The sequence below is a fragment of the Bifidobacterium sp. LH_419 genome, from assembly GCF_056356955.1.
In genome coordinates, this window is the sequence record NZ_JBKEVG010000008.1 from 31,943 (window position 1) to 46,338 (window position 14,396).

The following is a 14,396-nucleotide window of genomic DNA, read 5'->3' on the forward strand; positions in this document are numbered from 1 at the left end:
AGATTGCATATTCCCCACGTTAGGTTTCGTTAGCGCTCCCACGCCGACCTGAGATGAACTTTAGGGAACGTTGTGATAACAACGCTAATTGTCTTAGCGATTTCTGAGAATCCTTGGGTTTTCCACGCGTATCGACATGTCATCACCGGATACACGTGACAGTGCCGCCGACCGCCGCGCAAGCCGGCGAAACGACGGGAGACCCGCCCGGAACATCGTCCGGACGGGCCTCCGACCATGCGTCGCTACGCATGCACGTTACGCGTCACGATTCGTGCGACGCCGCACGCATCCCTCGAATCACACGCGCGATCAGCCGATCACAGCACGGCGATCGCGTCGATCTCGACGAGCGCGCCCTTCGGGATGTCGTTGCCGCCGAACGCGACGCGCGCCGGCTTCACGGAGCCGATGAACACCTCGGCATAGCGGGCGTCCACCTCCTTGAAGTCCTCCACGTTCTTCAGGTAGATGGTGGCGCGCACGACATGCTCGATGCCGGTACCGGCCGTGTCGAGGATGTGCTTGATGTTCTTCAGCGCCTGCGCGGCCTGCTCGCCCGCGGTCTCGCCCGCGAGCTCGCCGGTGGCCGGGTCGATGCCCAGCTGGCCGGACACGAACACGAAGCCGTTGGCCTTGACCGCCTGGCTGTACGCGCCCAGCGCCGCCGGCGCCTCGGAGGTCGCGACCGCTTCCATCTTTTCGCTCATGATGTGCTCCTCTCGGTTGCCTGCTCGCCCGATGCCGCACGAGCGATTACGCAGCAGTGTAGTGAGCGCACGTGTCGCCGCCGTGCGTGATGCCCGTCATGCGGTCACACGGTCACACGAGCGGCCGCGCGGCCATATCGTCATGCGATCGGCCGCGCCCACGGCACCGCGTCGCCTCGCGCCCCGGCCCGAGCCCCGTCGCCCATGTCACGCCCGTCGATGCGCACCGCGTGGCGGTCGACCACGTGGTCGAGCCGCCGCGCGCTGTCGCCGAGCACGCCACTCGCCCCGAGCCTCAGGCACCGGTTCGCCTCGCGGTAGTCGCCGCTCACGCCCGCGTAGACGGGCATATCGTCCCGTGCGGCGCGACGGGCCACACGCGGGTCGAGCCGGTTGCCGCGCATGACGACGAAGCTCGCGCCACGCGGCCATTCGATGCGGGCGTGCCCGGCCGGGCTCACGCACTTGCCGACCAGCCAGCTCGGGTGCGCGCGATGGACGAGTCGGATGGCGGTGTCGTCCGTGGACATGAGCATCACGCGGGACGCGAAGTCGTGGCGTTCGATCTGCCGTGCGACCGCCTCGGTGACGCGCGGCGCATGGCGGTCATCGGTCTTGAGATGCAGCAGCAATCCGAGATGGTCGTTCGTATGCTGCGCGGTGAGGATCGCCTGCGCGAGCGTGGGGATATGGAAGGTCTCACCGTTCTGGCGCATCGGCATGTGCTGCAGTTCGTGCGTCGGCATGGACGAGACCGGCACGTCGCGCCCGTCGGCGGACAGTCGTCCGGTGCGTTGGTCGTGGAAGACAACGGGAGTGCCGTCCGCGTCGAGACGGATATCGATCTCGGCGTAGTCGGCGCCGCGCGCGCCCGCGTTGGCGATCGCGTGCAACGAGTTCTCGGGTGCGGAATCGTCGCCGCGATGAGCGATGGCGAGCGGCCGCACCGTCCACATGTCGCGCGAGTCGCGGGCGGCCTGCGTGCCGGCGGCGTCCCGCGAGAACGGATCGGCCGTGGGCGCAACGCCGAATCCGTCGAACGCCCCGTGCCCGAACAATCCCGCGACGCCGGCGATGACGCCGGAACCGTCCAGTCCGTCGCGTTCGCGACGACGCAGGTTCGCGGCGGCCGCACCGCCGATGACGAGCGCGAGCGCGATGGCCAGGATGACGAGATGCGCGATCCAGCGATGATGGGGAGCCGACGCGGAATCCGCGGGATCCGCGGGATCCGCGGACGGCACGGACGGCGACTGCTCGCCCACGGCGGACGATCCCTTGGCAGCGGCCACTCGGGTCACCGTTCCACCACCCATGTCCTCACGGACATCACGAGTTCCACGGACGTCACGGGTGTCACGAGCCCCACGGGTCACGTCGTTCCCGCCGCGATTCCTCGATTCCTGCTTTCCCATCACACACCTCCTGCTGGTTGAAGCAGGATTCATTATGCGCCCGCCGAGTGGGAGCCATGCACGATTTCATGGCCTCCTCATGGTTATCTCAGGGAAAATTCAGGGTCATTCTCTAGGCCTCGTCATCCGTGAGTACATGCCGATTAACGTACGAACCTGCGAAGTCCGAAGACGAACCTGCGTGATTCGACGTCCAACCTGCATGATTCGAGCACGAACCTGCAGGATTGTTATCCGAACCTGCACACCACCCTTCAGTAGGCACCCGCCGCAGACGTCCATCACGAACAATGAATCGGCCATATTCCAACAATCCTGCCAAGGCTCCGACACGATGAAGCCCCATTCTTCAGCACCCCACCGTACAGGTTCGCCCTCGTCTCATGCAGGTATGTCGCCGAACCATGCACGTTCGCCCTTGAACCATGCACGTTCGCCCTTGAACCATGCAGGTTCCCCCTCCAACCATGCAGATCCAGGTCCACCGCAGATTCAGGCCACTCACTTGGACCTGTCCCCTACGACTTTCCATGCCCCCTGCCGCTCTTCCCGGCCGGAGACGCCGAAGGCCCCGCATCCTACGATGCGGGGCCTCGATTCCGGGTGGGCTCGAAGGGGTTCGAACCCTCGACCTTCTGTTCCGGAGACAGACGCTCTATCCACTGAGCTACGAACCCAGAATCATGCATCCGCGGCCCGCCCGAGGGCGTACGTCGCGACATGCAACTCCCCTACTGTACACCACGTCCGCGCCACGCGCGACACCACCGCCCACGCACCGTGCGGCCGCCCGTCCGTGCGCCCGCGTCCCCGTACCGCCCCGCATCGCGCTGACGCCCGCCCGCATCGAAACATTGCGTTGCCCGACGCGCGGCATAATGAACCTGTTTCGCCGCCGCCACGCAGAAAGGCCCGTCCATGGGAAGCAGCACGTTCCGTTTGACCACCGCGTTCCGCCATGGGCGCACGAAGATCGACGACGTGTATTTCGAAGCCCCGTTCAAACTGATGACGCCGTTCACGAACGGCCGTCATTCGGATTTCATCGTGATGCTCGCCTCCCCCGGCTTCCTCAAGGGCGACGAGGCGCATATCGCCATCGACTTCGCGCCCGGCACGGATTCGACGATCAGGACGCAGAGCTACGAGAAGGTGCTCGACACGTCCGACGGCATGGCGGCGCGCACCATCGACCTGACGGCCCGCGGCGACGCGAAGGCCGTGTTCCTCCCGTTCCCGGTCATCCCGTTCCGCAACAGCACGTTCGAGAATCTCACCACGGCGCGCATCGCCGCCGAATCGACGTTCGTCTACGGCGACGTGGTCACGTGCGGCCGCGTCGGCATGGACGAACGCTGGGCGATGCGCCGCTTCACGAACCGCCTACGAGTCATCGTCGACGAACCCGCCGCCGTGACCAAAGCGTTCGCCGCGGCGCGTTCCCATCCCGGCCGTCCACGCAAATCGGACGGTCCGCAGTCGCGTCTCGCGTTCGCCGACCGCATGTTGCTGGAACCGGAGTCGTTCGACTACACGGAGATGGGCATGTGGCGCGAGTTCACCCACTGCGGCGTCCTCTACGTCCACCTCCCCGAACTCGACCCGGCTGATTCGAGCGCCGCCGACGACGACGTCGATATGACACCCGACGCGGTCCGCGAGCGCGTTGAGACGGCGCGCATCGCCGCCGAGGACGCGCTGATCGACCGTATCCGCGCGCACGCCGACGCGATCGGCTTCGCCGGCGAGCTTGGCGCGAGCCGCGCAATCGACGGCGTCTGCGTCCGAGTCCTCACCAAACGCGGCGATGACGCCTTCGACCTCATCCAAGACATCGCCGCCATGGCCACCGAATCCTAACCCGTCTCCTACTCCCCCTTTCAAAGGGGAGCGAGCCAAGGCACCCGCCGGCATACTCGCGACTCCTTAACATTCTGCTCCCCCTTCTAGGGGGAGCTGTCCGCGCAGCGGACTGAGGGGGTACTGACTGAGGAACCATCACCTCAGCCCGCCCTAACGCAAGCCCCACATCCGGCCCCCTCTGACGAGGGGGCTGTCCGCGCAGCGGACTGGGGGAGAGATAGCCGGAACGCAACATCCGCACCATCCCTCCCCGAGAAACCCCGGAAGAGAAACCCCGACTCCCCCTAGAACAGGAAGTACCGCTGCGTCAACGGCAGCTCGTACGCGGGATCCGAGTGCACGAGCTCGCCGTCGACCGTCACCTGGAAGGTCTCCGGGTTGACCTGGATGTCGGCGAGGACGTCGTTGAACTTGAGGTCCTTCTTGCCGGGCGTGCGGCATCCGTGCACGGGCAGGACCTGGCGCTGCAGGTTGAGCTTGCCCTTGATGTCGTCGTCGATGGCGGCCTGCGAGACGAAGGTCGCGCACGACGAGCCGAGCGCGCGGCCGAGCGCGCCGAACATGTCGCGGTAGTAGACGGGTTCCGGCGTGGGGATGGACGCGTTCGCGTCGCCCATGCGCGAGTAGGCGATGGAGCCGCCTTTGATGACCATCTCCGGCTTCGCGCCGAACATGGACGGCTGCCACAGCACGAGGTCCGCCATCTTGCCGACTTCGACGGAGCCGACGTAGTCGGAGACGCCGTGCGTGATGGCCGGGTTGATGGTGAACTTGCTCACGTATCGCTTGACGCGGAAGTTGTCGTTGCGGTTGTTGTCGTGCTCGTCCTCGGGGAGCGGCCCGCGCTGCTTCTTCATCTTGTCGGCGGTCTGGATGGTGCGCGTGATGACCTCGCCCACGCGGCCCATGGCCTGCGAGTCGGAGCTCATCATCGAGATGATGCCCATGTCGTGCAGCACGTCCTCGGCACCGATGGTCTCGGGGCGGATGCGCGAGTCGGCGAACGAGATGTCCTCAGGCACGTTGCGGTCGAGATGGTGGCAGACCATCATCATGTCGAGATGTTCGTCGATCGTGTTGCGCGTGTACGGCATGGTCGGGTTCGTGGAGCTCGGCAGGACGTTCGGGAATCCGGCCGCGCGGATGATGTCTGGCGCGTGGCCGCCGCCCGCGCCTTCCGTATGGTACGTGTGGATGGTGCGGCCTTTGAACGCGGCGATCGTGTCCTCCACGCAGCCGCCTTCGTTGAGCGTGTCCGTGTGGATGGCGACCTGCGTGTCGGTTTCGTCGGCGACGCCGAGGCACGTGTCGATCACGGCGGGCGTGGAGCCCCAGTCCTCGTGGATCTTGAGTCCGGCCGCGCCGGCGCGAATCTGTTCGCGCAGCGGTTCCGGGCTGGAGTCGTTGCCTTTGCCGAGGTAGGCGATGTTGACGGGCAGCGCTTCGGCCGCTTCGATCATGCGGGCGAGGTGGAACGCGCCCGGGTTGCAGGTGGTCGCGTTGGTGCCGTCCGCGGGGCCGGTGCCGCCGCCGATCATCGTGGTGACGCCGCCGGCGAGTGCGGTGCGCACCTGTTGCGGCGAGATGAAGTGGATGTGCGTGTCGAGGCCGCCCGCGGTGATGATGAGGCCTTCGCCGGCGATGGCTTCGGTGCCGGAGCCGACTTCGAGTCCGGGCGTGACGCCGGTCATGGTCTGCGGGTTGCCGGCTTTGCCGATGGCGCTGATTTTGCCGTTTTTGATGCCGATGTCGGCTTTGTAGATGCCGGTCCAGTCGACGATGAGCGCGTTGGTGATGACCGTGTCGGGCGATTCGGCGTCGAGTTGGACGGAGGATTGGCCCATGCCGTCGCGGAACGATTTGCCGCCGCCGAACTTCAGTTCGTCGCCGTAATGCGTGTAGTCCTTCTCCACTTCGATGACGAGGCTGGTGTCGCCGAGTCGCACGCGGTCCCCCGTGGTCGGCCCGAACATCCCCGCATAATCCTTACGAGTAATGATCCTGCTCATATCAAATCCTTAAGTCTCTTATCTCAGCTCCCCTTGCCAGGGGAGCTGTCGGCAAAGCCGACTGAGGGGTAGTCCCGCGCGCCCCTGTCGGGGCGTAATTCCCGGCTCCCCTTGTCAGGGGAGCTGTCCGCGAAGCGGACTGAGGGGTAGTCCCGCGCCCCCTGTCAGGGGGAGCTGTCCGCCTCCGGCGGACTGAGGGGGTCCTCAGGCCCCCAGGAACCCCTCCTCCTTCGCCTTCCTGAACGCCGCTTCCTTTACGATCGGGTCGTCGAGCTTGCCGTCGACGAGCGCGCTGAATCCGTGGATCTCACGCGTGCCGCCGATGTCGATGAGCCGCACGCGGTGCGATTCGCCCGGTTCGAAGCGCACGGCGGTGCCGGCGGCGATGTCGAGGCGCTTGCCGTACGCGGCCTTGCGGTCGAACTTGAGGTACTTGTTGACTTCGAAGAAGTGGAAGTGGGAGCCGATCTGGATGGGTCGGTCGGCGGTGTTGACCACGTCGAGTTCGATGGCGTCCTTGCCTTCGTTGATGGTGAGGTCGCCGTCGGCGAGCAGGTATTCGCCGGGCACGAGCTTTTCGGTCGATTCGATGGGGTTGTGGATGGACACGAGCTTCGTGCCGTCGGGGAACGTGGCCTCGACCTCGACGACTTCGAGCATCTCGGCCACGCCGTCCATCACGTCCTCGGGCTTGAGCAGCGTGCGCCCGTACTGCATGAGTTCGGCGACTGTCGCGCCTTCGCGCGCCCGCTCCACGCACTCAGAGGAGATCAGTGCGATCGCCTCCACATAGTTCAGCTTGACGCCCCGAGCCTTGCGGTCCTTGGCGAGCTGCCCCGCCAAGTACAGCATCAGCTTATCCGTCTCCCGTGGTGTAAGTCTCATCAGGCTCCCCTCGTCATACCAATGCAAAGAAACAAAGAAAGTATATTCCGTTAGTGAAAACAGGATGTTTCATTTAAGAAACAATTAAGGCCTATTAGGGAAGATAACTTGCAATAATGCATCAAAAAGTGGCCTCGCGGCATCAATCAACGGATCCCCATTATAGCGCATAACAGAGTCGGCAACAATCTTCTTGGCTCTGTCTATTCTATCTTCATCAGAATCTCCCATTCCGAGACTAATACAGTAATCAGAAAACTTCTTAGACCATTTAATGGACGGATTTCTGAATTGATTAGGAGAAAAATCTCTACCAAATTCATCATGCAAAGACCCACAATAAACATCTGGATTAATGGAATTTTCTATTTCATTTTCACCACCACTATGGATGCCAATCATAAACACATCCCTTTCAGGAAGCAAGCCGCTTTCTAGAATCCTATCGCGCGTCTGTATACCGGCATTATCGTTATCCAGAACGGAGATGATTCTACAAATATTACTTTTTTGGCGCTTAATCTCATTAATCATTCCATGAGTTCCACCAACATCTTGAATCACAATATTATGATGCAAAAGATGATTTGCAAATAAAGTACTCCTTTTTTTAAAACATTAGAAATAATTTGCACATCAGAAGGCCCTTCAACAAGAATCACAATTTCAGCAGACGACAAATTATCGGAAACCTGCACTCCAAGGGATTCACGAATTTTTGCCAATCTCTGCACAGGCTTGGCTGTACTATTCGCAACAAGAACATTCGAAGAGACATCTTCCCTATTAACCATAATTGGATTATGAGTCGCAACCAACACCTGTTGAGTTTCCGAAAAAATTTCCAAGATTCTCTGCAACTCACGAACTGCATTAGGGTGCAAATGAGCCTCAGGCTCATCGACTATCAACAAATAACTATGCGCAGAGGATTTTTCTTTAGACAGCTCCTGCATTAAAGCAAGCGTGAACAAACTTTTAATGCCGTCACCCTTTTGGCCAAGAGGAGTTAAAAAACCATCATCAATAGAGACATCTAGAACACGACTGGAAAATGACTCCAAACGATCGGTTGATATATGGACTCGACTCACCGAGGTCATATATTCACTAACCGAGCCCCGAATAGTACTTTCTATTTCTTCAATAATAGCACGTCTTTTATCATTAATCTCTTCAATTAGCTTATTATATTGAGGATCATCAAACAATGACCTCATTTTTATCGATAGCAAATTATTCAGTAATCTACGCGCCTGTTCTTCCGTCCTAACCGCAGGAACATATATCACATTTATCTTTCCGGAAATGAATTTAGCTATGCTTTGAGCCTTATTCTCATAGTTCCGTTTACTATTACCTTGTTTTACAATACTAAGAGTGGCCGAATCCCGCCTTAGGTCAATTTGGATTGGCAAGGTGCCATTCGTCCGAATCCCAGTCGATTGAACAAATTCATCAACTTCAGTTTCATTCAAGCTAAATGTCACCCTAATGCGCGTCATTCCGCTTTTATTTTTTTGCTTTGAGAGCGGGAAATCATATTCCCAGTCATACCCTTCATCCCTCAAAGATTGATGCGAAAAATTATACCTCTTCCATGGGGAATATACCGATTTACTCCAATCGGAATTTGAGTAATTTGCCCTCAGTCGTATTAAATTCATACCGACGACAAGCGCTCTAATAAGGTTCGTCTTACCTTCATTATTGGGACCAACAAGCGTAGTCATATTACCAATTTTAAATGTAGTCTGTTTCCCAATTGACCTATAATTCGAAACAGACATGCTTTCAATCTTCATTTTGATTCTCTCTTTCTAATCCCAAAACCTTTTTCCTCACGAAAAAACAAAGTCGCTCTTAAAAGGAGCCATACGGCCCCATGAATCTGGAGCCGTTGAGGTGGATCATGTGGTCGGGGGTGTCGGCGCACCAGACTTCGGTTTCCCATGCGAGCTGCGCGCAGTAGCGTTGCATGACCGAACGGTTCGGGAAGCAGGAGACCAGCACCACCTTGTCCCATTGGTCGGCGAACAGGTCATGCAACTCGACTTTGCGGGTCACATCCACGGGGCCGTGCGTGCTGGCCGCCTCCATCAGGAACAGCCATCCGCGTTCGGCATCCCACGCGATCACGTCCGGTGCCTTCTCGCGCGCCCGAAGTGTAATACCCAACTCATCCATCAACGAGGTATCCACAACACCATGCTGGTGGTCGGTGTCATCGATGAACGCGACCTGACATCCCGGCGCGAACCGCGGCAGCATCTCCTCCACCATCGCCTTGATGAGCGTGGACTGCCCTTGCGAGGACAGACGGATATCACGGCCGGAAGGCAGCGTCACCGGAGTCTTCGGCATATGCCGTCGCTCCTCGGCGAGCGACTGGTATGACGTGTGGGCGGCCAGGAACACATCAAGCTCGGAAGAGAACCGCTCCGTACCATATTTGCGAATCACCTTCAGCGCATCATCGGTCACCCGGTAGTTCCACTTCGGTGAGTTGATCGGCCTATTCGGCTGATCGGCGTTCTCCTCCACGAGTCCCGCGATGACGAACTGGTGCAGTGAGAATCGTCGGACGGTCTCACGCGTGTTCGGCTTATAGGCGACACCGAACTCATCACGAATCCAATCCATAATCGCGCGAGTGCCCAACATCGGGTTCTCGGCCTTATCCCAAGAATCCCCGTCCCTGAGTTGCAGCAGTGCGAGCAGAATCATCGCGCTCCGCCTGTTGAGCTGCTGGTCGCCGAGTTCGAATCGGCGCAGCAGCTCCATGGCTTCGTCAATCAGCTTGCCTTCGCCCATTCGAACAGTCCCCCAATCGTCTCGTCGACGAGACTCTGGTCCGGTGCATCGTTGACTGACAGCATACCAGCCAACACGGCGAGCTGTTGCTTCGACGGGCACGGCATCTGCCTCAGATCCGTAGCGTTGACCTGCGTGCTGCCGGACACCTGCCGATACCATTCGTCGACAATCGACGACGACAGCCACAACGTCAGCCCACGCGCGACCGCATCATCCAGTGGAATCGTCTTGCGCGACGTCCCCTGATGCACGTAATTGAGCTTGTTGTCCGCCACGAAATCCACATCGCTGTTGAGATACGACGCGTAAATGCGGTGCCGTTGCTCCTTCGCGGAGAACCGGTTCACCATGCAGTAGCCACCCGCAGGCAGCACAACATGCCGATCGTCGGCAGCACCGGTCACCCACTGCGCACGGTCGCACTCGACCGGATGCTCCATACGCAGACCATCCTGATTGTCCGACCAGTACAACGGATGCCCGCCGACCACCTCGTCATCCGACAACACATCACGGTTCCGGAACCACACCAGCTTGCCGGTAGACACCCACAATCCCTCATCGGCCAGCGTCTTGAACCCGGCAAGACGCGCATCCTGCCGTTGGATGCGCAGGATACGGTCACGCCCCATGCTGAGCGCACGAAGCGCGACCATCTCCTGCGACTGCCGTTCCAGCGGCGTCGCCGGCGATGCGTCGGGAAACACGGTGACCTTCTTCACCTGCGAGCGCTTCGACACCTTCAGCAGCATGATCTCCTGCAGAATGCCCATATCCTTGAAATGCTCCTGCCGCGAGCCATACACGACCATCGCGTCCAGACTGCATTCACGCAGCATCCACTTGCGGAAATCCTTGAAATAGTCGCCGTTCATCCACGATCGGGGAATGATCGCCACGCACTCGCCTCCCGCGGCAAGCGCCTGAATCGCAATGACCAGGAACGCCGTATACAGATTCGTCACCTTGACGTCGCCGCTGTTCGTCGCGATGACGGTCGGAGCGATCTTCTTGTACGGCGGATTGAGAATCACCCGGCTGAAGCGAGGCTCCAGCGCGACGTCGAAGACCGAATCGTTGAGAACCGTGACATCGTCGCACACCTGACGCAACGACGTTTCGGAAGCCTGTGCCAACGCGACATCCCGCTCAATGGCGAGCACGCTGGCGCCATCCGCGAACCGTTTCGCCGTGACCGCACCCAGAATGCCGGAACCCGACCCGAGGTCGAGAATCTGCTGCGGCTCATCGGATCCCGTGAACAATCCCACCGCCTGCTCGGCGACGGGCATGGGCGTCAGAAACTGCTCCCACTGCTGCTGCCGCTCGGGAACCAGCGACGCCGCGGCCTCGTCTCGGATCTGCGCGATGGATTCGGAATTCATACCCCTCAGGATACCGGCCTTCGGTATCGGCCAAAACAAAGTCCGATTCCGTCCCACTCACATCACAAAACTTATCTGAAATTATCCGGTTTATCTGACTATATTGAAGATATCTGAGGTTATCTGAACTTATCTGGAGGGCGTATGGGCGACATGACGACACCGCTGCAGGCGTTGAACCCGTTTATGCCGGGTGCAGGACTGCAACCGCCCGCCTTGGTAGGGCGCGAACACGAAATCGCCCTCATCGATAGGATGGCGGCGCGGACGAAGCTGCAACTCCTCAACCGCGGCGTCATGCTGTACGGTTTACGCGGCATCGGCAAGACCGTGCTGCTGATGCACATGCGCGACATCGCCGACCAACGCCACATGGCGACCCTCAAGATCGAGGCGAACGCCAACGCCGCCACGACGTATGACGCCCTGTTTCACGAAATCCCCTTGGCGATAGCGCGCATCGGAAAAACCGACATCCGCGAGCGCGTGGCCAAGGTCTTCTCCAACGTGGAATCGGTATCCTTCGATTTCATGGGAGTCAAAGCCTCCGCGGAACTGAACGGCAAGCCCGATTTCCGCACCGAATCGTACCGGCTCCAACTGCTCATCGAAGGCATCTGCAAAGAGCTCAAGAGCGACAATTCGGGTCTGTACCTGTTCATCGACGAGATGCAGGAGATGCACAAGACGCCGCTGAGCGATCTCATCACCATCCAGCACGAGATGGGGCAGCGCGGACTCCCCTTCTACATCGTCGGCGCCGGACTGCCGGATCTGCCCGGCGTTCTATCCAAGGCACGCTCGTATGCGGAGCGCCTGTTCGACTATCGAGAAATCGACAAGCTGGACAGCACGGCGACCCGCGAGGGCTTCCAGACCCCGGCGAAGAAAACAGGACGTCCGTTCGACGACGCGGCCCTCGACAAACTGGAGACACTGTCGCAGGGCTATCCGTATTTCATCCAGGCGTACGGTGCGGCCACATGGAACGCCTCGACCACTAATCCAATCAACGTCACGGCGGTGGAGCAGGGCGAGCCGGAGGCATTGGACATGCTCGATCACGGCTTGTACATGACCCGATGGCTGCGCGCCACGGAGAACGGGCGCGCCTACCTGCGCATCATGGCGGATTTGTCGGATGGTCCGGTGCGCACCGCGGATGTGAAGAAGCGGTTCGCCAATGAGGGTTCGGCGGCGAGCGCCCGCGCCTCGCTCATCGAACTCGGCCTCATCTACGCGTCCGGATACGGACAGGTCGCGTTCTCCGTGCCGCGGATGGCGGAATTCGTGCGACGCATCATGCCGCAGGTCGATCAAATCTACGACGGACGCCGCTGAAAGACAGGTCCGCCACAACCCTGATGCACCGGTACAGCCGCGACATTGCACAGCCGCAATCGCGCCGCATCAGATATCCGGGAACGGCTTAAGTGCCGAAAAATGTCGTGGAACGCATTTTTTGGTGCCGAAAAATGTCGCAGACGACATTTTTCGGCACTTAACCGCGAATCGTCCCCCAAGCGGCCAATCTCGGCATCACGGTTCGTGAGCATTTCGCAAATCCTCCCGAACCGTGCATAATGACTCATGCGACGAATCGTGCCGGACCGGAATCCGGTTCGACCGCATCGGCGCGGCACAGCGTGACGGCACCATGCAAAGCGGCAGATCATCCCGCACACGTAGCCTGCGTCGACGCGATTCAGAGAGAAAGGAAGGAATCATCATGTTCGGAATCCATCGTCATGGAACAGGCGTGTTCGCGACGGCGCTCGCCGCGGCGGCGACGGTCGCGATGGCGGCGACGATGCTGGTCGCGCCGACTCCGGCGCTCGCCGCGACCACCGACTTCGAGGGCAAGGCCGCGACCGAAGTGCTGGCGACGCTCAAGACCAAGGGACGCGCGCCGAAGACCGGATACGCGCGCACGCAGTTCGGCGCGGCGTGGGCGGACGTCGACCACAACGGCTGCGATACGCGCAACGACATCCTCAAGCGCGACATGACCGACGTGACGTTCAAGGCGGGCACGCACGACTGCATCGTCATGACGGGCACGCTCGCCGACCCGTACACGGGCAAGACGATCAGCTTCAAGCGCGGCAACAAGACGAGCAGCGCCGTGCAGATCGACCATGTGGTCGCCTTGTCCGACGCGTGGCAGAAGGGCGCGCAGAAGCTGTCCAAGTCGCAGCGCAGGCAGCTCGCCAACGACCCGTACAACCTGCTCGCGGTCGACGGCCCGTCGAACCAGAAGAAGAGCGACGGCGACGCGGCCACCTGGCTGCCGAAGAACAAGTCGTTCCGCTGCGAATACGTGGCACGTCAGATCGGCGTGAAGGCGAAGTATTCGCTGTGGGTCACCAAAGCGGAACGCAAGGCGATGACGAAGGTGCTCGCCACCTGCCCGACGCAGACCGTGCCGTTGAACGACGAGGCACAGGCGGCGGCCGATGCGGCAGCGGCGGAGGCCCAGCGCAAGGCGGAAGAGGCGGCGGCCGCCAAGGCCGCGGCTGAGGAAGCCCAGCGCAAGGCCGCCGAGGAGGCCCAGCGTCAGGCCGAAGCCCAGGCCCAGGCCCAGGCGCAACAGCAGGCCCAGCAGGACGCGAACGTCTACTACCCGAACTGCACGGCCGTGCGCGCCGCCGGCAAGGCCCCGCTCTACCAAGGCCAGCCCGGCTACTCCACCAAGCTCGACCGCGACCGCGACGGCGTGGCCTGCGAGTAGCGCGGCGTCACGCCTAGAGGCCGTCGACTTCGGTCTCGCCCGCAAGTGCATAGGCTGGGATAAGTGAGGTCGTCGCACGTCGCGGGGGTAATGGGCGGTATTCCCCTCCACTCCGATGGTTCTCGCCAAGCGATGACGATGACGATGGGTGCAATGTGTATGGTCCGGCACGTGATGTGTATGGTTCGACGGCTTTCCTGCACGGTTGAAGGTGCAATCTGTAAAGTCGCGCCCCCAGTGTGTGGAATCGAGGACACAACGTGTAGGGTCACCCCGTGAAGAGCAAGCGAAACCAGTCGAAACGCGATGTGGGGAGCCTTGGAATTCCAAGGCTCCCCACATCGTCGGCATCGGGCTCACGCGTCTTCTTCGGCACCTGTGTACGCATATTACGGCTCAGGGACTGCACGTTGCATCGAAAATCATGCACGTCGGGCCGAAAACCCTGCACATTCGACCTCAAACCATGCACATAAGCCGCGGAACCATACACAAACGTCTCAGGGGTGGGAGGTCGATACTCGATTCCCGCCTCTGAGACACGTTGGAACGCCGCAAGGCAGTTTCTGGGGCCGCTTCCA

Annotated in this window: 11 protein-coding genes and 1 tRNA gene; 3 read left to right on the forward strand and 9 right to left on the reverse strand. The window is 60.5% G+C overall.

The window, feature by feature from the left end; genetic code table 11:
* Positions 1-320 precede the first annotated feature (320 nt).
* From AC1AYX_RS06435 to AC1AYX_RS06445, 3 genes are all read right to left on the reverse strand, one after another.
* Positions 321-710: a Rid family detoxifying hydrolase gene (locus AC1AYX_RS06435; protein ID WP_034527123.1), complete on the reverse strand. Its 390-nt coding sequence runs from the start codon at positions 708-710 to the stop codon at positions 321-323.
* A 140-nt stretch (positions 711-850) separates the two neighbouring features.
* Complete coding sequence (locus tag AC1AYX_RS06440; RefSeq protein ID WP_476502739.1) at positions 851-2,002, reverse strand: glycerophosphodiester phosphodiesterase family protein; 1,152 nt, start codon at positions 2,000-2,002, stop codon at positions 851-853.
* A gap of 727 nt (positions 2,003-2,729) precedes the next feature.
* Positions 2,730-2,802: transfer RNA gene (locus AC1AYX_RS06445), tRNA-Arg, on the reverse strand.
* A gap of 241 nt (positions 2,803-3,043) precedes the next feature.
* On the opposite strand from AC1AYX_RS06445, the gene AC1AYX_RS06450 reads away from it, so the two are divergent.
* Complete coding sequence (locus tag AC1AYX_RS06450) at positions 3,044-3,985, forward strand: urease accessory protein UreD (RefSeq protein ID WP_476502740.1); 942 nt, start codon at positions 3,044-3,046, stop codon at positions 3,983-3,985.
* Positions 3,986-4,272: 287 nt separating this feature from the next.
* Here the strand turns inward: AC1AYX_RS06450 and ureC are convergent, their stop codons facing one another.
* The 6 genes from ureC to AC1AYX_RS06480 form a co-directional block, all read right to left on the reverse strand.
* Positions 4,273-5,997: an urease subunit alpha gene (gene ureC, locus AC1AYX_RS06455; RefSeq protein WP_476502741.1), complete on the reverse strand. Its 1,725-nt coding sequence runs from the start codon at positions 5,995-5,997 to the stop codon at positions 4,273-4,275.
* Positions 5,998-6,201: 204 nt separating this feature from the next.
* Positions 6,202-6,882, reverse strand: coding sequence for an urease subunit gamma (ureA, locus tag AC1AYX_RS06460; protein ID WP_476502742.1), 681 nt, complete (start codon positions 6,880-6,882; stop codon positions 6,202-6,204).
* An 84-nt stretch (positions 6,883-6,966) separates the two neighbouring features.
* Positions 6,967-7,416 (reverse strand): hypothetical protein, encoded by a 450-nt coding sequence (locus AC1AYX_RS06465; RefSeq protein WP_476502743.1) that lies wholly within the window; start codon positions 7,414-7,416, stop codon positions 6,967-6,969.
* 26 nt (positions 7,417-7,442) lie between these two features.
* The gene (locus tag AC1AYX_RS06470; RefSeq protein WP_476502744.1) at positions 7,443-8,687 is read right to left on the reverse strand and encodes an ATP-dependent nuclease; all 1,245 of its coding nucleotides are present in this window, start codon (positions 8,685-8,687) and stop codon (positions 7,443-7,445) included.
* 58 nt (positions 8,688-8,745) lie between these two features.
* Entirely contained in the window at positions 8,746-9,696 is a 951-nt protein-coding gene (locus AC1AYX_RS06475) for a BsuBI/PstI family type II restriction endonuclease (protein WP_476502745.1), read from the reverse strand.
* Entirely contained in the window at positions 9,678-11,084 is a 1,407-nt protein-coding gene (locus AC1AYX_RS06480; protein WP_476502746.1) for an Eco57I restriction-modification methylase domain-containing protein, read from the reverse strand. Before AC1AYX_RS06480 ends, AC1AYX_RS06475 begins: the two co-directional genes overlap by 19 nt.
* A gap of 186 nt (positions 11,085-11,270) precedes the next feature.
* Here AC1AYX_RS06480 and AC1AYX_RS06485 point away from each other — a divergent pair, with 186 nt between their 5' ends.
* Together AC1AYX_RS06485 and AC1AYX_RS06490 are read left to right on the forward strand one after the other, a co-directional pair.
* A complete protein-coding gene (locus AC1AYX_RS06485; RefSeq protein ID WP_476502799.1) occupies positions 11,271-12,425 on the forward strand; it encodes an ATP-binding protein in 1,155 nt (384 codons plus the stop codon).
* 469 nt (positions 12,426-12,894) lie between these two features.
* On the forward strand, positions 12,895-13,815 hold the full coding sequence (locus tag AC1AYX_RS06490; RefSeq protein WP_476502800.1) for a GmrSD restriction endonuclease domain-containing protein: 921 nt from the start codon (positions 12,895-12,897) through the stop codon (positions 13,813-13,815).
* Positions 13,816-14,396 lie beyond the last annotated feature (581 nt).

Excerpts from the sequence above, each read along its gene's own strand:
- AC1AYX_RS06435 (WP_034527123.1), bottom strand. The coding sequence starts at position 710 with ATGAGCGAAAAGATGGAAGCGGTCGCGACCTCCGAGGCGCCGGCGGCG.
- AC1AYX_RS06450 (WP_476502740.1), top strand. The coding sequence starts at position 3,044 with ATGGGAAGCAGCACGTTCCGTTTGACCACCGCGTTCCGCCATGGGCGC.
- ureC (WP_476502741.1), bottom strand. The coding sequence starts at position 5,997 with ATGAGCAGGATCATTACTCGTAAGGATTATGCGGGGATGTTCGGGCCG.
- ureA (WP_476502742.1), bottom strand. The coding sequence starts at position 6,882 with ATGAGACTTACACCACGGGAGACGGATAAGCTGATGCTGTACTTGGCG.
- AC1AYX_RS06465 (WP_476502743.1), bottom strand. The coding sequence starts at position 7,416 with ATGATTAATGAGATTAAGCGCCAAAAAAGTAATATTTGTAGAATCATC.
- AC1AYX_RS06470 (WP_476502744.1), bottom strand. The coding sequence starts at position 8,687 with ATGAAGATTGAAAGCATGTCTGTTTCGAATTATAGGTCAATTGGGAAA.
- AC1AYX_RS06475 (WP_476502745.1), bottom strand. The coding sequence starts at position 9,696 with ATGGGCGAAGGCAAGCTGATTGACGAAGCCATGGAGCTGCTGCGCCGA.
- AC1AYX_RS06480 (WP_476502746.1), bottom strand. The coding sequence starts at position 11,084 with ATGAATTCCGAATCCATCGCGCAGATCCGAGACGAGGCCGCGGCGTCG.
- AC1AYX_RS06485 (WP_476502799.1), top strand. The coding sequence starts at position 11,271 with ATGCCGGGTGCAGGACTGCAACCGCCCGCCTTGGTAGGGCGCGAACAC.
- AC1AYX_RS06490 (WP_476502800.1), top strand. The coding sequence starts at position 12,895 with ATGCTGGTCGCGCCGACTCCGGCGCTCGCCGCGACCACCGACTTCGAG.